Origin of the sequence: Rhabdothermincola sediminis (assembly GCF_014805525.1) — a bacterium.
In the GTDB taxonomy this organism is placed as follows: Bacteria; Actinomycetota; Acidimicrobiia; order Acidimicrobiales; family Acidimicrobilacustridaceae; genus Rhabdothermincola; species Rhabdothermincola sediminis.
Genome location: NZ_JACFSZ010000015.1, coordinates 32963 through 54324, shown reverse-complemented (window position 1 = coordinate 54324; position 21362 = coordinate 32963). Strand labels below are relative to the sequence as shown.

Below are 21362 nucleotides of genomic sequence, written 5' to 3'. Positions count from 1 at the left end.
CATGAACGACCATCCGCGCCCGCCGCGCATCCTGCACGTCGCCCAGCCCACCATCGCCGGTGTGGCGGTGTTCGTGCGCAACGTGGCCCGCTACCAGCACCGCATCGGCTGGGACGTCACCGTCGCCTGCCCGGCCGACGGCTGGCTCGCCTCGGAGCTGCGGGCCGTGGGCGTCGAGGTCGTCACCTGGGCAGCTACCCGCAACCCCGGCCCGAGCCTGCTCGCCGAGGTGCGGCACCTCACGCCCATCATCCGCGAGGTGGCGCCCGACCTCGTCTACCTGCACTCGGCCAAGGCCGGCCTGGCCGGACGACTCGCCGTGCGCCGGCGGATCCCCACCTTGTTCGAACCCAACGCCTGGTCGTTCCACCCCTCCGGGCCCTTCCAGCCGCTGGCCAGGATCTGGGAACGGGTGGCGTCGCGATGGGTGGACCTGTTCGTCATGGTGAGCGAGACCGAGGCCGCCCAGGGCCGGGAGGTCGGCGTGCGCGGCCACTACGTGACCATCCCCCACGGGGTCGATCCCGAGGCGTTCCCGTTCAGCAACGCCACGGCACGCACCCAGGCCCGCCGAGACCTGGGGCTGGCGGACACCCCGATCGCGGTGTGCGTCGGCCGGCTGTGCGAGCAGAAGGGGCAGGACCTGCTGTTCGACGCCTGGCCCCGGGTGCTCGATCGGGTGCCCGATGCGCACCTGGTGCTGGTCGGAGACGGACCCGACGGCCCGGCGCTGCGGGCGACCGCGCCGCCACAGGTGGTCTTCGCCGGTGATCGCTCCGACGTGCACCGTTGGCTCACCGCCGCCGACGTCGCCGCAGTGTCGTCGCGGTGGGAGGCGGGCATCAGCTTCGCCACCATCGAAGCGTGGTCCACCGGCCGCCCCGTGGTCACCTTCGACATGTCGGGCATGGGCACCCAGATCCGCGACTGCGGGGCCGCGGTGCCGCTGGGTGACACCACCCGCTTCGCCGAGGAGCTGGCCGCGCGCCTCGACGATCCCGCTCGCTGTGAGCGGGAAGGGCTCGCCGGACGCCGGCGAGTGGAGCGCGAGCTGTCCGAGCAGCGCTCCGTGGAGGCGGTGACCGCTGCCGCGCTGCGCCTCCTGGAGGCTCGACGGAGTGAGGCGAGGTGAACGACCCGTCGAGCGACGCCGGGCCCACGTTCCTCGTCATCGGGGCGGCCAGGAGCGGCACGACGCTGCTCTGCCACGTGCTGAACCGTCACCCCGACGTCTTCCTAACCGACCCGAAGGAACCCCACTTCCTGGCCTTCGCCGGCCAGCGCCTCGACTTCCAGGGGCCGGGCGACGCCGATTCGATCAACCGCTTCGCCGTCACCGACGAGGCGAGGTGGCGGGCGCTCTTCGAGCCGGGAGCAGGCCACCGCCAGCGCGGGGAGGGGTCGGTGTCGACGCTCTACCACCCCGAGGCCGCGATCGAGAACATCCGGCGCTGCTGCCCCGAGGTGAAGCTGATCGCGCTGCTCCGCGACCCGGTGGAGCGGGCCTTCTCCGCCTACAGCTACCTGGTCGGTAGGGGGTGGGAGACGGAGAGCTTCGAGCGGGCGCTGGAGCTCGAGGAGCAACGCCGGGCGAGCGGCTGGCATCACCTGTGGCACTACACCCGGATGGGCTTCTACACACGCCAGCTCGCGCCATTCATCGACGCGTTCGGTCGGGATCGGGTGCTCGTCATCGGCTACGAGGACCTGGTGGCGCAGCCCGCCTCCGGACTCAGCGAGGTCTTCGCGTTCCTGGGGCTGGACCAGCACGGCATCGAGGATCTCGGTGCGGAGGTCAACGTCAGCGGTCGGCCGCAGAGCCGGGCCCTCACCGGGGCCATGAACTGGCTGCGCCGCCACGAAGGCCCCCGGGCGCTGGTGCGCACGGTCGTGCCGTTCAGGTTGCGCGAGTGGGTCCGCCGCACGAACCTCGAGCGGATGGACCTGCCCGGCGAGACCCGCCCGATGCTCGACGCGCTCTACGCGCCCGAGCGCCGCGAGCTGGCCGAGCTCCTCGGTGAGGATGCCCCGTCGTGGGTGCATCGGCCGTGAGCACCGCGCCGCCACCCGATTTCGTCATCGCCGGCGCGGCCAAATCGGGGACCACCGCGCTCTACCAGTACCTCTCAGAGCACCCTCGGCTGTTCCTCACCGATCCCAAGGAGCCGCACTACTTCGCGCTGGCGGGTTCTCGCCCAGCGTTCACCGGCCCGGGCGACGACCGGACCATCAACCGGCTATCGGTCACCGACCGTGAGCGATACCTCGCCCTGTACGAGCGAGCTGCTCCCGGCTCGCTGCGGGGGGAGGCGTCGGTGTCCACGCTCTACGCCCAGGACGCGCCCCGGCGCCTGCACGAGCACAACCCCGCAGCCCGCGTCATCTGCATCCTGCGGGATCCCTCCGACCGAGCCTTCTCCGCCTACAGCTTCATGCGCACCCGGACCTTCGAGCCCTGTGAGCAGTTCGAGCGGGCTCTCGACGACGAGCCACGCCGCATCGCAGCCGGCTGGCACCACATCTGGCACTACCAGGCCATGGGTCGCTACGCCGAGCAGCTCGCACGGCTGTTCGAGATGTTCCCCCGCGATCAGGTGTTGGTGCTCCTCTACGACGAGTTCGCGCGCCAGCCGGAGGTGGTGCTCGAGCGGACCTACCGATTCCTCGGGGTCGAGCCGATCGCCCCCACCGTCACCCCTGAGCCGCACCGTTCAGGAGAGCCGCGGTTCAAAACCCTGAGCCGGATGGTGAACACCCCGCACCCGGCCAAGCGGGTACTCGGTCGCATCGTGCCATCGGGCGCCCGGGCCAAGCTCCGCTCCCTGGTGGGGCGCCACAACGTGGTGCGGGGTTCCTACCGTCCCGAGACGAGAGAACGTCTCGTCGCCGGCTTCGCCGACGACATCGCCCGGCTGGAGACGCTCCTGGCAGTGGACCTGTCGTCGTGGCGAACGGTCCGGAGGGACGGCACGCCGTGACCTCGGAGCCGGCGAACGTCCTGTTCACGCTCCGGCTGCCCGATCGCACCGGCGCGGCGCAGATGGCCCTCCAGGTGGCCCGCGCCTTCCGCCGGCGTGGTCACGGGGTCACGCTGGTCCACGGGCCGCTCCCCCCGGGCGAGCCGTCGATCGTCCCCGACTTCTACGAGATCGGCGCCACCACCGTCGCGGAGAAGCGCCTCGACCGACCCTGGAGCCCGCTGCTCGTGTCCGACCTCGCGGGTCGGGCCAGGCGCGCCGGGGCGCGCGCGATCGTCGGCGTGAACCAGCGCGACCGGCTCCCCGCGGTGCTGGCCGCGGCGCGGGCCCGCATCCCCGCCGTCGTGATGGTGCAGAACCAGCACCACTTCTGGGGCAGCGGGTTGGTGTCCCGAGCCAAGCGGGTCGCCTACCGGCAGACGGTCGGGCGCTACACCACGCTGGCCGTGTGCACCTCAGAGGTGGTGAGGTCCCAGATCGTGCGCTTCGGGGTCCCGGACGCGAGGACCGTGGTCTTGCCCAACGGCATCGAGCCCGCGCCGGCGCGCCCACCCCTCGACCCCCGGCGCCGTCGCCAGCTGCTCGACGACCTCGGCCTCGACGACCGCCGATTCGTGTTCGTGTCGGTCGGTCGCCTCGACCCGCAGAAGGGCCACGACCTGCTCATCGACGCCTTCGCACGCACCCCCGCGCTGGCCGAGCGGGCGCAGCTGGCGATCGTCGGCGCCGGCGGCACCGGCGATCAGCTCCGGGCCCGCTGGCCGGACGAGCTGCGGGATCGAGTCCGCAACACGGGGCTGGACACCACGATCCGCTTCACCGGGTGGCGCAGCGACGTCGCCGACGTCCTGGCCGCCGCCGACGGGTACGTGCACGCCGCCCGCTGGGAGGGCCCGGCCCTGCCGCTGGCGGTGATGGAGGCCATGGCTGCCGGGCTCCCCACGATCTTCACCGACTGCTCCGGTCCACCCCCATGGTTCGAGGAGGGCCTGGACGGTCTCATGGTCCGCGCTGGCGACTCTGGCGCGCTGGCGGAAGCACTCGCTCGCGTCGCCGCCATGAGCGAGGACGATCGGCGGGCCATGGGTGCGAGGGGCTCGACGCTGATCGGCGAGCACTACGCGATCGACGACATCGCGGACCGCTTCGTGGAGCTGGTGGTCGGGACCTGGTCATGAGCGCAGCGCGAACCGACCCCGAACAGCGGCGCGTGGCCGGAGATGAGCGGAGCCATCGCATCGTGATGACGCTGCGCCGCCCGGACCGCACCGGCGCCGCCCGCATGGCTCTCGGCTACGCCCGGGCGCTGTGCCGAGCCGGCCACCGGGTGACCGTGCTGCACGGGGCGATGCCCGCAGGCGCGCCCTCGATCATCGGCGACTTCGCGGAGGTGGGCGTGAGCACCGTGCCGTGCCGCCGCATGGAGCAACCGTGGAACCCGCTGCAGGCTCGCGACCTCGCTCGCCACGCGCAGGCCGCCGGGGCATCCTGCATCATCGGCGTGAACCAGCGGGACCGGGTGCCGGCGCTGCTCGCGGCCCGGTGCCTGGGGGTACCGGGCATCCTGATGGTCCAGAACCAGCACCGGTTCCACGGCCCGACGCCCGTGGCAGCACTGAAGCAGGCGGTCTACGGGCGCTCGGTCGCCCGGCTCACGACGCTGGCCGTGTGCACCTCCGAGGTGGTCCGCCGGGAGGTACTCGCGCAGGGGGTGCCGGTCGATCGCACGGTCGTGCTCCCCAACGGCATCGACCTGGAGCCCTTCCGTCCGGCGGTGGCCGACAGGGAACGGGAACGTCTGCGCCACGAGCTCGGGGCGGACCCCGATCGGCTGCTGGTGCTCAGCGTGGGCCGTCTCGACCCGCAGAAGGGCCACGACATCCTCGTGGAGGCTCTCACCGAGGCGCCCGATCTCGTCGAGCACCTGCAGTTGGTGATCGTCGGCGACGGTGGAGGACCCGGCACACCCCGGCGCAACCAGGAGTTCGTCCGCTCGCTGCACGACCGCATCCGGCGGGCCGGCCTCGAGCGCACGGTGCGCTTCGCCGGCTGGCGCGACGACGTGCCCGACTTGCTGCGGGCCTCGGACGGCTACGTGCACGCCGCCCGCTGGGAGGGCTCCTCGCTGGCGGTGATGGAGGCCATGGCCGCGGGCTGCCCAGTGGTGTTCACCGACTGCAGCGGCGAACCACCCCACTACCGCGACGGCATCGACGGGGTGATGGTTCGCACCGGCGACCCCGGTGCGCTGCGAGCAGGGCTGCGGCGGATGCTCTCGCTCGGAGCCGAGCAGCGGGCGCAGATGGGGGCGAGCGCGCGACGCCTGGCCTTCACCCACTTCGGGGTCGACGCGCTCGGCGACCGCTTCGCCGAGCTGGTGACCGCGACGCTGCGATGAGTGCCGAGCGGGTCGGCCCGGCACCTCAGCCGGGCGCGTCGGCCGGGACCGAGATGGCGGCCGACGGCAGCAGGTTCCGTCTCGAGGGCAGGAACGGATGGGTCCAGATGCCCAACTGACGGTGGGCGAGCCACCACAGCACCACGAAGCTGCCGGCGGTGGTCGAGGCGGAAGCGATGGCCAGCGCCTCCACCCCCCAGAGCCGGGCTGCCACGAGATCCGCGACCACCGACGATGCCAATGAGCCGACGCTGAACACCAACATCAGGCGCTCGAAGCCACACAAGTTCAACACGTTGCCGCTCAGCCCGAGGGCCACGATCACCAGCTGCCCCAGCGCCAGGGTCACGAGTAGCGGCGCCGCAGCCCGATAGCTCTCACCCAGCACCAGCGCCAGCATCGGGCCGGCGAAGAAGACACAGACCAACAGGGCACCCACCGAGGGGATCGTCACGATCGTGCCCGCTCGCCGCACTCGCCGCTCCAGCTCCTCCATCCGACCCAGCGCGTGCAGTGCCGGGATGGCCGCGAGCAGCGTGAACTGCGCGGCGGTGAGTGGCACCCGGACCACGTTCATCAGTCGCAGCGCGCCGGCGTAGAGCCCGGTGTCGCCTTCGGACAGCGTCGCCCCCGCGATCCACAGGTCGACCTGGAGGCTCAGGAAGAGCGCCACCTGGGTCACCATGAACGGGAAGCCGGCTACGACCAAGTGCTTCGGGTTGGCCGAAGGAGACGTGGTGGTCGCCCTCGGGGTCACCTCCCGGGCCCGGGCCATGAACACCGTCACGGCCAGCACGCACGCCAGGGCGGCGGCGACGAGGTTCAACACCAGCGCGGCATCGGCCGTTCGAGGCCGGAACAACGACCACGCGCTCAACACCAGGAACCCGAGAGCCACCGCTGCGCCGCCGCTCGGCCCCGACGCCACGTTGGCGACCCGGTACTCGCCCAGCGCCCGGATGACATCGGCCAGCACGAGCAGCAGGCCCAACAGCAGCGCCAGGGCCGCCGTCAGCACCACCGTGCGGCTCCAACCGATCACCACCGATCCGGTGAGCACCGTGCCGAGGACCCCGAGCGGGGCGACGAGCCCGAACGCCCCGAACGCGGAGACGATCACCGAGCGCGCCGCCCCCCGGTCCCCGTGCGCCAGCAGCGAGGCCACGTCCCGCAGCGCCGCCCGGTTCAAGCCACCCGCCACCGCGATGCTGCCACCCACCGCGATGCTCGACGCGACCGAGAAGCGACCGAAGTCGTCGGTGCCCAGCGAGCGGGCCAACACCACGGCGATCGCTGTGGAGGCGACGAGTCCCGCCACCCGCGACCCCAGCGCCCAGGTGGCCGGCGCGCTGCGCCGAACCCCACGGGCGAACCGGCTGCGAACCGTCGCCGTCATGCCGGCGCCACCGGGGTGACACCTGCTGGCGCCACGACGTCGCCGTCGAGCCCCTCGCGGCCCCTCCTGGTCGCCCCCAGCACGGCCGACACGATCACCAGGGGGATGCACCAGCGCACCCACTCGAGGGGGGTCTCGATGCCCACGCCGAGCTGGATCACCTGCAACGCGACCACGGCCGAGGTGACGAACGCGAGGGGATGCTCACGGGAAGAGCGCAGCGCGAACCTGAGCATCCCCAAGACCACACCGGAGAGCACGCCTCCGAACCCCACGCCGAGGACGCCGAAGTTGAGGTACCACTCGCCCACCGCCCCCGGAGGCCAGCCGTTGACCGTGTCCGGCTCGTACACCCGCCGGAACCAGGCGCCGGTGGAGATCGAGGTGGGCTTGTCCGGGAGCAGGAACCGCGGGACCGCGGCTCCCACCCCGGCCGCGAAGTCCTGCCCCCCACGGAACTCGAAGGTGGACGGCCAGTCGCGGCGAGCCAGCACCAGCGCGTCGTACGACGTGGAGTTCGAGGCCACCGAGAACTGCCGGATGAGGGTCTCGTTCTTGAGGTTCGGGCTCAAGTCGCCGGTCGCGGCCGTGTCCCGGAGGAACCGCAGCCCCACGACGGTGACGACGCAGACGATGACCGCGACCGCGATGCCGCCCCAGATGCGCAACGAAGAGGCCCTGGACCCACGAGGCGATGGCCGGAAGGCCACGAGCCCGGCGATCAGGCCGAACACGACGATGGCCAGGATCGACCGCTGCCCCCACACGAACACGAAGTAGCCGTCGAGCACCGCGCAGGCCACGCTGACGACCAGGCGCTGGCGCTGGCCGGCGGTGAACCGACCCCGGTAGCGCCTGGCGACGTCGAGCGCGGAGGCCACCGCCACGAGCGACCCGATGCTCGGGAACACCCGCAGGATGTTCGTGCCGGTCAGGTCCCGGTCGTACTTGGAGGCCTGGACCACGCCGCTGAAGCCGTCGTAGCGGGCCAGGAGCACGAGCGTGATGACCGTCGAGACCGCGGTCAGCACGACCACCACCGAGAAGTACCGCGACCCTTTCGGGTGGCTCACGATGTCCGGGAACATCCATCGAGGCAGTCGCAGCCCGATCCTGCTCGACAGGGTGAGGCCACCGATCACCCCGCCGAGGAACAAGCAGAGCAGCAGGTTGGTGCGGCCGGCGAGCATCGCGGAGTTGGCCCCGAAGAGGTAGTCGGGGTAAAGGGGATCGACACCCGCTGCGACCACCACGGCACGGAAGCCGTAGAACAGCAGGAAGCCGACGCAGAAGATCGCCACGATGTCGAGTGGCCACCGTGACCACTGGCGGTAGATCACCCAGAGCAACCCGAGCAGGAGCAGCGCGCTGAGCACCGTCATCGCCCGCGATCCCTTCGCGCTGGCGTGATCCCCCGAGGCGACATCGTGGCCGCTTCGTCAGGTGCTCACCGGGCTGCCATCGCGCGCTGGCACGTCGCCCACCCGGGTCGATCCACTGACATCATGCACGTGTCGGGACTGGTGTCGGGGCACCGTGGATGTGCGAGTGCCGTACCCGTAGCCGTACTCGCCGTACCGGCTGGCCCCCTCCGTGCGGTTGAGGATCGCACCCACGACCTTGCCGTTGACCGTCTGCAGGCGATCGACCGTCTGTTCGAAGGCCCCGCGACGAGTCGATCCGACGGTCGCGATGACCGCCATGCCGTCGGTGAGGTGAGCCAGGGCCAGCGTGTCACCCACGGGCAACACGGGCGGGCAGTCGATGAGGATGAAGTCCGCGCCGGTGGCCGTGAGCGAGGCCATCAGTTCAGCCATCCGGCTCGACGACAGCAGCTCGTGCGGGTTGCCCGGCATCGGACCGGCCGGCAGCAGGTAGAAGGATCGTCCGGTGCGCAAGGTGATCGGTCGGAAGCACTCGGCGAGCGGTGCATCGCCGAGCAGGACCGAGGTGAGGCCGCGCTCGCTCTCGTCGAGCCGGAAGATCTCGCCCAGCACCGGGGCTCGGAGGTCCGCCGAGACCAGCACGACCTTCATGCCCATGTCGGCGAGCGCGACGGCCAGGTTCGCCGCGATCGTCGACTTCCCCTCACCGCGCTCGGCACTCGTGATCGCGAGGACATGGTGATCCTGACCGACGGCGGAGAAGCGGACGCTGGTCGCCAGCGTGCGGAACGCCTCCGCGATCGGTGAGGTCGGGTCCACGACCGTCCGGGGGGTCGTGCGTGGTCGACCGAGCCGCCGGCGGGAACCGATCTCGGGTATGGAGCCGATGACGGGCACGCCCAGCATCTCGGGTTGTGTGCTCGCGGAGACCCGATCGTCGAAGCGGTCGCGCAGCAGCGCCGCACCGCAGCCCACGAGCAGCCCCAGCGCCGTCCAGATCACCACGTTGCGCTCGGTGGTCGGAGAGAACGGCGCCGAGGGGAGCTCGGCGGACTGCACGATGGTGACGCTGCCCGTGCGGGTCGCGGCTTGGACCTCGAGATCGCCGGCCTGCCGCTGGATCTCCGCCTGCTGCACGATCAACGAGTCGCGCTCGGCCTGCAGGCGCTGGGCCTCGAGCGCGCCGGGCCCGGCCGCGAGCTCGACGTTCACCTGGGAGATGCGGGTCTGCAGCTCATCCGCGCTGGCCCGCAGGCGCTCCGCCCGGTCGGAGAACACCGCCGCCACGTCGTCGCGGCGCTTCTGCACGTACAGCTCGGCGTAGGCATTGGCCGCTTCCTGCGCGACCTCCGGTGAACGGCTGGCAACCCTGATGGCGATCACGTCGCTGTTGCCCACCGCGGAGATGGACACGCCGTCGATCTCGCTCGCCGAGGCGCCGAGCCGCTCAGCGACCGCGTCCTGCAGCTCCCTCGACTTGAGGATCAACACCTGGGTCTGCACCTCACGCTCGCGGTCCACCCGGTTCGCCGCGGCCGACGACACGGCCTCCGCACCCGGATCGACGATGCGGACCTGGGCGGTGGAGGCATACAAGGTCGGTGAGAGGAAGGAGGTGGCGAGCCCGATCACGACGGCGACCAGGGTGATGACGACCACGAGCACCATGTGCCGGCGGAGCGCTCCTGCGACCTGCCGCACATCGAACTCGGAGGATTCGTCCGTGGTCACGCATCACCATCCCGGTGGTCGGGTCGAGGGGCGAACCGAACGATGGTACCGATCGCCGACCTCGCGTGGCATGACCCCGCCACCGGCCACGACCGGTCCCGATCGCGGGAGTCGTTCAGGCGCCGTGGAGCAGATGGGCGAGGTGTTCCAGCCCCGCCACCCGGCTGCCTTTGACCAGCACGGCGTCGCCCTCGCCGAGTGGGCCCAGCGACTCGAGCGCCGCATCGGCGTCGGGCACCGAGGCCACGCCGTAGTCGTCGGTCCCCACCGCCAGCACCTCGATGCCCAGCGCGACCGCCAGCTCGGCCACCCGCCGGTGGGCGGCCTCGTGGTGGTCACCGAGCTCGGCCATCGGCCCGAGCACCGCGATGCGGCGGTCGGCGTCGAGGCGGGCCAGCGCATGCAGCGCGGCCTCCATCGAGGCCGGCCCGGCGTTGTAGGCGTCGTTCAGCACCTGCAGACCGCTCGGGGCCCGCCGAAGGTCCATCCGCCACGGCGACCCCTCCGCCTGGCCCAGGCCCTCGGCCACCGCTGCCAGGTCGACCCCGCAGACCAGGCCCACCGCCGCCGCGGCCAGCGCGTTGTGCACGTTGTGCGCGCCGCGCACCGCGAGCACCACCTCGGTGCTCCCCCACGGCGAGCGCAGTTCGAAGCGGGTACGCAGATCGCCGTCGACCTCGACGGCAGCGGCGTGCACCTCTCCCCTCTTGCCGATGGTCACCACCCGGGCGCTGGTGCGCGCCGCCATCTCCGCCACGAACGGGTTGTCGGCGTTGAGCACCGCCACCCCCTCGTCGGGCAGCGACTCGATCAGCTCACCCTTCGCCGCGGCCACCGACTCGAGGTCACCGAACATCTCGGTGTGGACCAGCTCGACGGTCGTGACCACCCCGACGGTGGGACGCGCCACCTGGCAGAGCTCCGCGATGTGCCCGTGACCGCGGGCCCCCATCTCCACCACGGTGGCCTCCGTGTCGTCGGGTGCGTTGACCAGCGTGAGCGGCACGCCCAACTCGTTGTTGAAGCTGCGGAGGCTGGCATGGGTCCGGTAGCGATGCCCGAGCACCGCGGTGAGCAGGTCCTTGGTGGTGGTCTTGCCGACCGAGCCGGTGATACCCACCACCGGTCCCGCCAGCCGCGACCGGGCCAGCCCGCCCAGGGTGCTGAGCGCGGCGGCGGTGTCGTCCACCACCACGGCCGGCACCTCGGCCGTGGCCATGGCCTCCGCCGCTCGGCTCGTCAGGTAGGCCGCCGCACCGCGCTCGACCGCGGCCGTGATGAAGTCGTGACCGTCGCGCACGCCCATGATCGGCACGAAGAGTTCCCCGCCCAGCATCTCGCGGCTGTCGATCGCCGCACCGTCGACGGTGGCCTCGTCACCGGCGGTACCGACCACGGTGCCGGACACCGCGGCCGCCACTTCTGACACGGGGAACCTCACGCGCCCGCACGATACTGGTGGGACCCGGCCACACGAGGGGCACGCACCGCGCGCCCCTCAGCCGTCGCAGCGGCCGGCGCAGGCTACGGTCCGGGCTGTGGAGCGCATCCGCCTGGTCGTGCTGTTCGGGGGCCAGTCCGCCGAGCACGAGATCTCGTTGGTCACCGCTCGCCACGTCCTCGCCGCGACCGACCTCGAGCGTTACGACGTCCAACCGGTGGCCATCACGACGACCGGCCGGTGGGTGTTCGCCGAGGAGGTGGCCGGCGCGCTGGCCGCCGGTCCCGATGCGCTGCCCGAGGAGCTGCCCACCTCGGGCCCCGAGGTGAGCCCCTTCGCGTTGCTCGAGCCGGCGGCGGGCGAGCGGTTGGTGGTGCTCCCGCTCTTGCACGGTCCACTGGGTGAGGACGGCACGGTCCAGGGACTGCTGGAGCTCGCCGGCGTCCCTTACGCCGGCTGTGGCGTGCTCGCCAGCGCGCTGGCCATGGACAAGGCCAAGGCCAAGGAGCTCTTCTCCGCCAACGGGCTGCCACAAGCCCGCTTCCGGGCAGTCCACGAGCGGGCCATCGGCGACGAGCTGGTGGAGGAGCTCGTCGACCAGCTCGGCCTGCCGGTGTTCGTGAAGCCAGCGAACATGGGCTCGTCGGTTGGTGTCTCGAAGGCGAAGGACACGCTCTCACTCGGTCGGGCCTTGGCGAGCGCGGCGCGCTACGACGAGTGGCTGGTGGTCGAGGAGGCCATCGACGGGCGCGAGCTGGAGTGCGCGGTGCTCGGCAACCTCGACCCCCGCGCATCGGTCGTCGGGGAGATCGTGCCCGGCGCGGAGTTCTACGACTACGAGGACAAGTACCTCGACGGTGCCGCGCGGACGGTCATCCCGGCCGACCTCCCCGAGCCGGTGTCCGCGCAGGCGCGGCAGCTGGCCCTGCGAGCGTTCACCGCCCTGCGCTGCGAAGGCATGGCCCGGGTCGACTTCTTCTACGAAGAGGCGGGCCGCGGCCTGCTGGTCAACGAGGTCAACACCATCCCGGGATTCACCCCGATCTCGATGTACCCGAAGCTGTGGGAGGCATCGGGGCTGGGCTACGGAGCGCTCATCGATGAGCTGATCCGGCTCGCGCTCGAACGGTACGCTCGCAGGGCCGCCAAGCGGCGTACGTCCTGATCGAACCCTGATCGAGCGTCACGATCCCGGCCGCGAGCCGCCCGACCCGAGGAGAGCTGAGAGCCACCTTGTCCGAGTTCACCACCTTGCTCGACCAGCTCGTCTTCCCGGAGTGCCCCCGATGGCACGAGGGGCGCCTGTGGTTCTCCGACATGCACGACCGCAAGGTCTGGGCCATGACGGAACAAGGCCAGACCGAGCTGGTGTGCGAGGTGCCCGGCCAACCCGCCGGCCTGGGGTGGTGGCCGGACGGCACGATGCTCGTGGTGTCGATGACCGACCGCCGGCTCCTGCGCCTCGACGCCGACGGCTTGCACGAGGTCGCCGATCTCAGCCCGTTCGCCACCTTCCATTGCAACGACATGGTGGTAGACGCCGCCGGCCACGCGTACGTCGGCAACTTCGGCTTCGACCTCGACGCCGGCGAGGAGTTCACGGGCGCCAACATGGTCTGCGTCACCCCTGACGGCGACGCGTGGGTGGTCATCGAGGAGCTGCTGTTCCCGAACGGCTCGGTGGTCACCGCCGATGGCCGCACGCTGATCGTGGCGGAGTCGTTCGGCCAGCGCCTGTCGGCCTACGACATCTGCCCCGACGGCTCACTGGCCAACAGCCGGATCTGGGCGGACCTGCGCCCGAACGTGCCGGATGGCATCTGCATCGACGCCGAAGGTGCGATCTGGGTGGCGGACCCGGTGAACAAGGGGGTGATGCGGGTCGTGGAGGGTGCCGGCGCGGTCGACTGGCGATCGACGGGCGACCGGGGCGCCTACGCGTGCGTCCTCGGCGGGTCGGACGGGCGCACGCTCTACGTGTGCACGGCCGAGTCGTCGAACCCCGCCCGCACCGCCGAGCTGCGCTCCGGCCACATCGAGGCCACCCGGGTCGACGTGCCCGGCCCGACCTGACCACCACCCGCCGCGCTCGCTCCAACTCCCCGCCCCACCAACCGGCATGTCAAACGCGTGCCACCGCACGCGTTTGACATGCCAGAACGCGAACAGGGGCTCGCACACGCACGGGGGACGGGAACACGGAGGCGGGTCGACGTCGGCTGCTCTACGGGCTGGAGAGCTGATCACGGGCTTGGTGGTAGTCCCACCACACGACGTTCACCAGCATCGCGACCACGATGATGAGCCCGTTGAGGAACAGGTAGCCGAGTGCGGCCGCGGCGATGCCGAAGGTCCCGTAGGTGGTCGACAGCGACGCCACGTGCCGGGGCAACCAGAACGCGGTGTACGCCTGCAGCACGACCACCGCCGCCGCGCCTGCCAGCGCCCCTGGCACCAGCCACGGCCAGGAGGTGGCTCGGCGGGGCATCATCCAGAACAGCGCCACGAGCAGGCCCGCCGTGAACACGGCGTTCACGGCCACGGCCATCAGCCCGACGACGATCCCGCTGCTGCGCACCGCGCCGAGCACCGCCAGCACGACCACGGTGAAGGTGAGCGCACCCGCCAGCTTCGCGGCCCGAGCCGCTCGGCGAGGAGGCGGGCCCGGTGGCAGCTCCCAGAGCTGGAGCGCCGCGTAGTGGAACGCCGAGAGCAGACCCGACGACGCGAGCACCAAGCCGACCAGGGCCACGCCAGCCGCCTGCCACTTCGAGGTGCGGCCGTCGGCGATCGAGGTGCTGACCGCCTGCCGGAAGGCGTCCCCGAGCCGGTTGCCGACCTGCTCCTCGACCTCGACACCACCGTCGTTGGCCACCGCTAGCAGGGCGACGATCATGAGGGTCACCGGCAGCAACCACACGAAGATCCGGAAAGCCAGGTTCCCGGCCAGGGCGGTGCCGTTCAGCCGCCGGTAGCGCCGCCAGAGGTCGGCCAGCATGACCACGGCCGGCCACCGGCGGTTGGCGATGTCCGCGTAGAGCGCCGCCCGGTCACGAGCCGCGGCCCGGGCCCGGGCGAGGCGGGAGCGCTCCTGGGACCTGGCCAGGTCCGTCACGCCGGACGCACCGTCTCCGGGTCCGGTCGCTGCGGGCTGCTCGGCCATACGGGCGACAGTCTGCCCCTCGCGCGGTTGCTCTCGGTGATCAGCCGTCGGTCGCCAGCGCCGAGTGCAGGAACCGCAGCAGCTCCCGGCGCCGGACCGCCATCGACCGCAACGTCGGCTCGATCCCCACCGCCCGCAGGACCTCGACCTCCGTCGCCACCCCGAGCACGGTGGAGTACACGGAGAGCAGCAGCAACCGGGCGTCGCAGGTGCGGACCCGGCCCGCGGCCATCTCGGCCTCGAGGAAGGCGGTGGCCCGGGCGACGAGGGGCTCGAAGCGCTCCGTCAGCCGGGTGGCGACCGGTGAGCCGAGGCGGCTGACCTCCCGAAGCAGGCCCAGCAGCTCGGGCCGGCGCATGGCCAAGCGGAACACGGACCGCACGATCGCCTCCACCCGGGCGAACCCGTCACCCGCGTCCGCCACAGCCGCCTCGAGCGCGCTCGCCAGGTCATCAGCCGCGCGGTCCACCACCGCGTCGAGCAGATCGGCCTTGGCGGGGAAGTAGTAGAGGATGGTCTGCTTGCGCACCCCGAGATCCACGGCCAGATGATCGAGGGAGGTCGCCTCGTAGCCCTTGGTGCCGAACGAGGCCAGAGCAGCATCGAGCACCCGTTCACGGGTGCTCTCGCCGCGAGTGCCGGGAGGTGTCACCACCGGGGCTTTGGCCGTCACTTACCAAATGGTAGACAATGGCCCCGTGATCCGCGACGCGCTCGCCGGTCGGCGCCTCTTCCTCACCGGGACCACCGGGTTCCTCGGCACCAACGTGCTCGAGCGGCTGCTGCGCTCGGTGCCCGAGTGCGAGGTGGTGCTGCTGGTGCGTCCCGGCAAGCGCTCGTCGGTCGACCAGCGGGTGCAGCGGGAGATCCTCAAGAACGACGCCTTCGACCGGCTGCGAGCCGAGCTGGGCCGGGACGGGTTCGCCGAGATGACCGCCCGCCGGGTCCGAGCGGTGGCCGGCGACGTCGGGCGGGATGGTCTGGGTCTCGACGAGGAGGGCCGGGCGATCCTGGCGAGCTGCGACACCGTCATCCACTCGGCGGCCACGGTCTCGTTCGACTCGCCGCTCGACACCGCGGTCGAGGTCAACCTCCTCGGGCCGGCGCGCCTCGCGGCCGTACTCGGCGAGCTCGGCGCCACCCCCCACCTGATCGCGGTGTCGACCTGCTACGTGGCGGGCAACCGGCGAGGGGCCGCGCCCGAGCAGCTCGTCCACGAGAGCCCCTTCTTCGTCGACGTGGACTGGCGGCGCGAGGTCGACGGCGCCCGCCGCGCCCGCCAGGACGCGGAGGCCGAGAGCCGCACCCCGCAGCGCCTGGCCGAGCTGCGCGCCCGGGCCCGGGCCGAGCTGGGTGCGGCCGGAGGTCCCCTGCTGGCGGAGAAGACCGAGCAGCTCCGCCAGCGATGGGTGTCCGACCGCATGGTCGAAGCGGGAAGGGCCCGGGCCGCCTCCCTCGGCTGGCCTGACGCCTACGCCTACACCAAGGCCCTCGGTGAGCGGGCGCTCGTCGAGACCCGGGGGGCGGTGCCGGTGAGCATCGTGCGGCCGTCGATCATCGAGTCCGCGCTGGCCGAGCCCCGCCCGGGTTGGATCCGCGGCTTCCGGATGGCCGAGCCGGTGATCATCTCCTATGCCCGGGGCCTGCTCAAGCAGTTCCCCGGCGTGCCCGAGGGGATCGTGGACGTGATCCCCGTCGACCTGGTGACCGCGGCGATCATCGCCGTGGCCGCGGAAGGGCCGGGCCCCGAACCGAACGTGGTCCAGGTGGCGTCCGGATCGCAGAACCCGCTGCGGTACCGCCGTCTCGTCGACCTGGTGAGCGACTGGTTCGCGGAGCATCCGCTCTACGACGCCAAGGGCCAGCCGATCGTGGTGCCCAAGTGGTCGTTCCCCGGCCGGGGCAAAGTGCAGGGCCAGCTCACCAAGGCCAAGAAGACGCTGGAGAAGGCCGAACGGGTGCTCGGCGCGCTGCCCCTACGAGGCAAGCAGGCCGAGCTCGGAGCCACGATCGAGGAGAAACGAGAGGAGGCCGAGCGTGCCCTGTCCTACGTCGAGCTGTACGGCGCGTACGCGGAGTGCGAGGCGGTGTACGGGCTCGACCGGCTGCTGGCCATGTGGGAGCGACAGACCGACGAGGACCGCCGGGACTTCTGCTTCGACCCCCGGGTGATCGACTGGGAGCGCTACGTCACCGAGATCCACCTGCCGTCGGTCGTGAAGCACGCCCGGGTGCGCACCACCCCGGGAGGGCGCACCGGGCCCAGCCGTGACGAGCGCCTGCGAGCCCAGGTGCTCTCCCCCCAACGGCAGATGGCGGCCTTCGACCTGGAGAACACGCTGATCGCGTCGAACGTGGTCGCCTCCTACGCCTGGCTCGCCACCCGCCGCCTCCCCCGCGACGACCGGCTCCGCTTCGTGGCCCGCACCCTGGCCGAGGCCCCGTCGCTGCTCGCCCTCGACCGCAAGGACCGCAGCGACTTCCTGCGCCTCTTCTACCGCCGCTACGACGGCGCACCCGTCGAGCAGATCGACGAGGACACGGCGGAGATGTTCTCCGCCCTCATCCTGGCCAAGTCCTTCCCGGCCGCGATCCGCCGGGTGCGCGAGCACCGCCGCCTCGGCCATCGCACGGTGCTGATCACCGGGGCCCTGGACTTCGTGGTGAACCCGCTGCGGCCGCTGTTCGACGACATCGTCGCCGCCACCATGCGCACCGAGCGCGGCACCTACGTGGGGGAGCTCGCCAGCGTCCCCCCCACCGGCGAGAGCCGGGCCCAGGCGCTGTTCGACTACGCCGCGGCGACCGGTGTCGACCTGCGCGAATCGGTCGCCTATGCCGACTCCACCAGCGACCTGCCCATGCTGGAGGCGGTGGGGTTCCCGGTGGCGGTCAACCCCGAGACCCGGCTGGCCTCCCTGGCCCGCAAGCGGGGTTGGCTCATCGAACACTTCGGGAAGGCCCCCGGCGCCCCCCGAGTGCTGATCCCCATCGCCCCCCGCCACACGGGCGGCGTGGCGGCTACCGGGCGGCGCCGGTGAAGGCGCTGCAGTTCGAGGCCCGCCCGGCCCGCTACGCGGCCGCGGCCGCCGCGGGGCGTCTCACCCCGGGCGCCGGAGCCAAGGTCGGGCCGCTGCGCCTGCGTGACCTCGACCCACCGGAGCTGCCTGGCCCCGACTGGGTGGTGATCCGCCCCCGACTGGCGGGTATCTGTGGCAGCGACCTGTCGACCATCGACGGCCACGCCTCCCGCTACTTCGAGCCGATCGTGTCCTTCCCGTTCGTGCCGGGGCACGAGGTGGTGGCCGACCGCACCGGCTCCGACGGCTCGGACCGGGTGGTGGTCGAGCCGGTGCTCGGCTGCGTCACCCGGGGCATCGACCCGCCGTGCGCGGCGTGCGGTCGCGGTGATCTTGGCAACTGCGAGCACATCGCGTTCGGCGCGTTGGCCCCCGGTCTGCAGAGTGGGTTCTGCCACGACACCGGCGGCGGCTGGTCGACGTTGATGGTCGCCCACCCGAGCCAGCTGCACCCGGTGCCGGCATCGATGAGCGACGAGGCCGCGGTGATGGTGGAGCCCACCGCGTGCGCGGTGCACGCCGCGCTCACCGCGGGCATCCGAGAAGGCGACTCGGTGGTGGTGCTCGGCACGGGCACCCTTGGCCTGCTGGTCACCGCCGCGCTGCGCCACTTCACCCCGGCAGGTTCGATCCTCGCCGTGGCCAAGCACCCCACCCAACGCGAGCTGGCCCGGGCCCTCGGCGCCGACCTGCTGGCCGAACCGGACGAGGTGCTGCGCGCCGTGCGCCGCCTCACTGGCACCATGGCCCTCGGCGACGGGCGGATCACTCGCTTGACCGGCGGCGCCGACCACGTCATCGACTGCGTCGGCTCCGCCGCGAGCCTCGCCGATGCGCTTGCCGCCGTGCGCCCGAAGGGGCGGGTGACCCTGGTGGGCATGCCGGGCCACGTGCACGTCGATCTCACCGGCCTGTGGCAACGGGAGATCGTGCTCGCCGGCGCCTACGCCTACGGCACCGAGGAGCTCCCGTCAGGCGAGCGGCGGCGCACCTTCGACCTGGCGTTCGAGTTGGTGCGAGCGGCCGACCTGGGGCGGCTGGTGAGCGCCACCTACCCCCTGGCCCGCTACCAGGATGCCATCGCCCACGCGGCGTCAGCCGGCCGCCGTGGCGCGGTGAAGATCGCTTTCGACCTCCGCAACGAGAAGGAGCGCACGCGGCTATGACCAGACCTGGCTTCGTCCTCGAGGTCGACCGCAACACCCCGCCGATCCTGTTCCACCACGGTGAGGGGTTCCGCCTCGAGAAGCTCCCACCGGGGCGGACTCGGGTCATCTACCCGGCCGAGCCGCTGGAGCCGATCGAACACCCTGACGCGGCCATCCGCCACGCGCTGCTCAACCCGCTCGGCGACTCGCCTCCCCTCCCCGCGCTGCTCAGGCCGGGGATGAAGCTCACCATCGCCTTCGACGACGTCTCGCTGCCGCTGCCGCCGATGCGCCGCCCCGACATCCGCCAGCGGATCATCGAGCAGGTCCTCGACATGGCCGCGGCCGCCGGGGTCGACGACGTGGCGCTCATCGCGGCGCTGGCGCTGCACCGCCGCATGACCGAAGCCGAGCTGCGCCACGCGGTCGGTGACCGGGTCTACGACGCGTTCGCCCCGCACGGCCTGCTCACCAACCACGACGCGGAGGACCCCGACAACCTCGCCTACCTGGGCACCACCGACAAGGGTGAAGAGGTCGAGATCAACAAGCGGGCAGCGGAGAGCGACCTGCTGGTGTACGTCAACATCAACATCGTCTCGATGGACGGCGGCTGGAAGAGCACCGCCACCGGTCTCGCCAGCTACCGCAGCCTGCGCCACCACCACAACGTCCGGACTCTCCGGCACAGCCGCTCCTTCATGGATCAGCATCGCAGCGAGCTGCACTCGTCGAACTGGCGGATGGGCAAGGTGCTGCGCGATGCAGGAGTGAAGATCTTCCAGATCGAGACGACGATCAACAACGACGTGTTCGGCACCGAGGGGCCGATGAGCGTGCTGCAGAAGCGGGAGTGGGAGTGGAACGCCCGCGACCGCTTCACGTTCCTGGCGATGCAGAAGAGCCTCGAGCGGCTACCGGCGAGGACCCGGCGCCAGATCTTCCACTCCTGGAAGGCTCCGCACGCCATGACCTCCGTGCAGGCGGGCGAGGTCGAAGCGGTGCACCAGGTCACCACCGAGAACGTGTACCGGCAGCACCTGGTGGCGGTCGAGGGCCAGACCGACATCCTCACCATGGGCCTGCCCTACATCTGCCCCTACAACGTGAACTCGATCATGAACCCCATCCTGGTCATGTGCCTGGGGCTCGGGTACTTCTTCAACCTCTACCGGGGGCGGCCGCTGGTGCGCGAGGGCGGCGTGCTCATCATGAGTCACCCGACGCCGTGGGAGTTCCACCCGGTGCACCACCCGAGCTACATCGACTTCTTCGAGCAGGTGCTGGCCGAGACCACCGACCCGGTGGAGATCGAGTCCCGCTACGAGAAGCAGTACGCGGAAGACGAGTGGTACCGACACCTGTACCGCACGTCGTACGCCTACCACGGGGTGCACCCGTTCTACATGTGGTACTGGGGAAGCCACGCGCTGGCACACCTGGGGCAGGTGATCGTGGTCGGGGGCGACCCGAGGGCGGTGCACCGGCTCGGCTTCCGCCCCGCGTCGACGATGCAGGACGCGCTGGAGATGGCGAGCGACGTGGTGGGCCGCGACGCCACCATCACCCACGTCCACAACCCGCCGATCCTGATGGCGGACGTGAGCTGACATGGCGAGCGCCGAGCGGTCGCGCCCGGTCAGGGGGCCGAGGTCGATGCCGGTCAGCAGGGGCAAGCTCGCCGAGCGGCTACCGGTCAATGCCCGCGCGGTAGCCCGCCTGGCCCGGCCGAGCGCCTCCGCGCTGGTGCGCAAGCTCCCGTTCCCCCTCGCCCCGGCGAGCGTGCCGGTGGGCATCGAGCCGCCGAGGCGCGAAAGCAAGGTCGGCGCCAACTACGACACCGAGTGGGCCCGCTCCTACCCGGCTCGGGCGGCGCGGGTGCTGCTCGTCGAGGGCGTGGTGCGCCCGGCGATGGAAGCTCTCGCCCGGCCACAGGTGCGGGGCGTGGACCGGCTCAGCTCGCTCGAGGGCCCGGTGGTGTTCGCGGCCAACCACCACAGCCACGTCGACACCCCGCTGCTGCTGTCGGTGATCCCCGAGCCATGGCGGCATCACCTGTTCATCGGCGCTGCGGCCGACTACTTCTTCGGCAACCGGGTCACCAGCGCGCTCTCCGCGCTGGTCATCGGCGCCATCCCCATCGAGCGCACCAAGGTCAGCCGCACCTCGGCCCAGCAAGCCGCCGAGCTCATCAACCACGGGTGGAGCATGCTCATCTTCCCCGAGGGCGGCCGCAGCCCCGACGGGTGGGGCCAGCCGTTCCGCGGCGGGGCCGCGTACCTGTCGCTGCGCTGTGAGGTGCCGGTGGTGCCGGTGCACGTCGAGGGCACCGGGCGCATCCTCCGCAAGGGCTCGTCCATCCCCCGACCCTCCCCCACCACGGTGACCTTCGGGTGGCCGCTGCGGCCCGACGAGGAGGAGGACTCCCGAGCCTTCGCGACCCGCATCGAGCGCACGGTGGCCGAGCTGGCCGACGAGGCCACCACCGACTGGTGGCAGGCCCGCCGCCGGGCGCACGCCGGAGCCACCCCGTCGCTGCAAGGCCCTGGGGTGGGCGCGTGGCGGAGGGCGTGGGCCCTCGGCGAGCGCGGCCCCAAGCAGCGCCGCCGCCCGGCCTGGCCCGACCTGGGCTGAACGAGCAC

The 21362-nt window shown here is 71.7% G+C and carries 17 protein-coding genes; 11 read left to right on the top strand and 6 right to left on the bottom strand.

The window, feature by feature from the left end:
* Position 1 precedes the first annotated feature (1 nt).
* The 5 genes from HZF19_RS12565 to HZF19_RS12545 are packed head-to-tail and all read left to right on the top strand — an operon-like array spanning position 2 to position 5376.
* Complete coding sequence (locus HZF19_RS12565) at positions 2-1132, top strand: glycosyltransferase (RefSeq protein ID WP_208029138.1); 1131 nt, start codon at positions 2-4, stop codon at positions 1130-1132.
* Positions 1129-2052, top strand: coding sequence for a sulfotransferase family protein (locus HZF19_RS12560; protein ID WP_208029137.1), 924 nt, complete (start codon positions 1129-1131; stop codon positions 2050-2052). Before HZF19_RS12565 ends, HZF19_RS12560 begins: the two co-directional genes overlap by 4 nt.
* A complete protein-coding gene (locus HZF19_RS12555) occupies positions 2049-2978 on the top strand; it encodes a sulfotransferase domain-containing protein (protein ID WP_208029136.1) in 930 nt (309 codons plus the stop codon). Before HZF19_RS12560 ends, HZF19_RS12555 begins: the two co-directional genes overlap by 4 nt.
* Positions 2975-4156, top strand: a complete 1182-nt coding sequence (locus HZF19_RS12550; RefSeq protein WP_208029135.1) for a glycosyltransferase family 4 protein — start codon at positions 2975-2977, stop codon at positions 4154-4156. Before HZF19_RS12555 ends, HZF19_RS12550 begins: the two co-directional genes overlap by 4 nt.
* Positions 4153-5376 (top strand): glycosyltransferase family 4 protein, encoded by a 1224-nt coding sequence (locus tag HZF19_RS12545; RefSeq protein WP_208029134.1) that lies wholly within the window; start codon positions 4153-4155, stop codon positions 5374-5376. The genes HZF19_RS12550 and HZF19_RS12545 overlap by 4 nt, the downstream gene beginning before the upstream one ends.
* Positions 5377-5401: 25 nt before the next feature.
* Here the strand turns inward: HZF19_RS12545 and HZF19_RS12540 are convergent, their stop codons facing one another.
* From HZF19_RS12540 to HZF19_RS12525, 4 genes are all read right to left on the bottom strand, one after another.
* Entirely contained in the window at positions 5402-6772 is a 1371-nt protein-coding gene (locus HZF19_RS12540) for a lipopolysaccharide biosynthesis protein (RefSeq protein ID WP_208029133.1), read from the bottom strand.
* Positions 6769-8154 carry a hypothetical protein gene (locus tag HZF19_RS12535; RefSeq protein ID WP_208029132.1) on the bottom strand — a complete coding sequence of 462 codons (1386 nt, stop codon included), beginning with the start codon at positions 8152-8154 and terminating at the stop codon, positions 6769-6771. Before HZF19_RS12535 ends, HZF19_RS12540 begins: the two co-directional genes overlap by 4 nt.
* A gap of 57 nt (positions 8155-8211) precedes the next feature.
* On the bottom strand, positions 8212-9888 hold the full coding sequence (locus tag HZF19_RS17210) for a tyrosine-protein kinase domain-containing protein (protein ID WP_208029131.1): 1677 nt from the start codon (positions 9886-9888) through the stop codon (positions 8212-8214).
* A gap of 115 nt (positions 9889-10003) precedes the next feature.
* Complete coding sequence (locus HZF19_RS12525; RefSeq protein ID WP_208029130.1) at positions 10004-11329, bottom strand: UDP-N-acetylmuramoyl-tripeptide--D-alanyl-D-alanine ligase; 1326 nt, start codon at positions 11327-11329, stop codon at positions 10004-10006.
* A gap of 97 nt (positions 11330-11426) precedes the next feature.
* Between HZF19_RS12525 and HZF19_RS12520 the strand changes: the two genes are divergently transcribed.
* Both HZF19_RS12520 and HZF19_RS12515 read left to right on the top strand, forming a co-directional pair.
* Positions 11427-12494: a D-alanine--D-alanine ligase family protein gene (locus tag HZF19_RS12520; protein WP_208029129.1), complete on the top strand. Its 1068-nt coding sequence runs from the start codon at positions 11427-11429 to the stop codon at positions 12492-12494.
* Between the two features lie 68 nt (positions 12495-12562).
* Positions 12563-13402, top strand: a complete 840-nt coding sequence (locus tag HZF19_RS12515) for an SMP-30/gluconolactonase/LRE family protein (RefSeq protein WP_208029128.1) — start codon at positions 12563-12565, stop codon at positions 13400-13402.
* 151 nt (positions 13403-13553) lie between these two features.
* Here HZF19_RS12515 and HZF19_RS12510 read toward each other — a convergent pair whose 3' ends face one another.
* Both HZF19_RS12510 and HZF19_RS12505 read right to left on the bottom strand, forming a co-directional pair.
* Positions 13554-14444 (bottom strand): YhjD/YihY/BrkB family envelope integrity protein, encoded by an 891-nt coding sequence (locus HZF19_RS12510; protein WP_208029127.1) that lies wholly within the window; start codon positions 14442-14444, stop codon positions 13554-13556.
* An 88-nt stretch (positions 14445-14532) separates the two neighbouring features.
* Positions 14533-15165, bottom strand: a complete 633-nt coding sequence (locus HZF19_RS12505) for a TetR/AcrR family transcriptional regulator (protein WP_208029126.1) — start codon at positions 15163-15165, stop codon at positions 14533-14535.
* 25 nt (positions 15166-15190) lie between these two features.
* Here HZF19_RS12505 and HZF19_RS12500 point away from each other — a divergent pair, with 25 nt between their 5' ends.
* From HZF19_RS12500 to HZF19_RS12485, 4 genes are read left to right on the top strand one after another with little or no spacing between them, the layout of a single operon-like run.
* On the top strand, positions 15191-17533 hold the full coding sequence (locus tag HZF19_RS12500; RefSeq protein ID WP_208029125.1) for an HAD-IB family hydrolase: 2343 nt from the start codon (positions 15191-15193) through the stop codon (positions 17531-17533).
* Positions 17530-18738 (top strand): zinc-dependent alcohol dehydrogenase, encoded by a 1209-nt coding sequence (locus HZF19_RS12495; protein WP_208029124.1) that lies wholly within the window; start codon positions 17530-17532, stop codon positions 18736-18738. Before HZF19_RS12500 ends, HZF19_RS12495 begins: the two co-directional genes overlap by 4 nt.
* Positions 18735-20330, top strand: a complete 1596-nt coding sequence (gene larAH / locus HZF19_RS12490; protein ID WP_208029123.1) for an NPN-dependent hydroxyacid isomerase, LarAH14/15/16 family — start codon at positions 18735-18737, stop codon at positions 20328-20330. The genes HZF19_RS12495 and larAH overlap by 4 nt, the downstream gene beginning before the upstream one ends.
* A gap of 46 nt (positions 20331-20376) precedes the next feature.
* Positions 20377-21354 carry a lysophospholipid acyltransferase family protein gene (locus tag HZF19_RS12485; RefSeq protein ID WP_208029122.1) on the top strand — a complete coding sequence of 326 codons (978 nt, stop codon included), beginning with the start codon at positions 20377-20379 and terminating at the stop codon, positions 21352-21354.
* Positions 21355-21362 lie beyond the last annotated feature (8 nt).

Coding starts and splice junctions, on each gene's coding strand:
- HZF19_RS12565 (WP_208029138.1), top strand. CDS start 2: ATGAACGACCATCCGCGCCCGCCGCGCATCCTGCACGTCGCCCAGCCC.
- HZF19_RS12545 (WP_208029134.1), top strand. CDS start 4,153: ATGAGCGCAGCGCGAACCGACCCCGAACAGCGGCGCGTGGCCGGAGAT.
- HZF19_RS12540 (WP_208029133.1), bottom strand. CDS start 6,772: ATGACGGCGACGGTTCGCAGCCGGTTCGCCCGTGGGGTTCGGCGCAGC.
- HZF19_RS12535 (WP_208029132.1), bottom strand. CDS start 8,154: ATGACGGTGCTCAGCGCGCTGCTCCTGCTCGGGTTGCTCTGGGTGATC.
- larAH (WP_208029123.1), top strand. CDS start 18,735: ATGACCAGACCTGGCTTCGTCCTCGAGGTCGACCGCAACACCCCGCCG.
- HZF19_RS12485 (WP_208029122.1), top strand. CDS start 20,377: ATGCCGGTCAGCAGGGGCAAGCTCGCCGAGCGGCTACCGGTCAATGCC.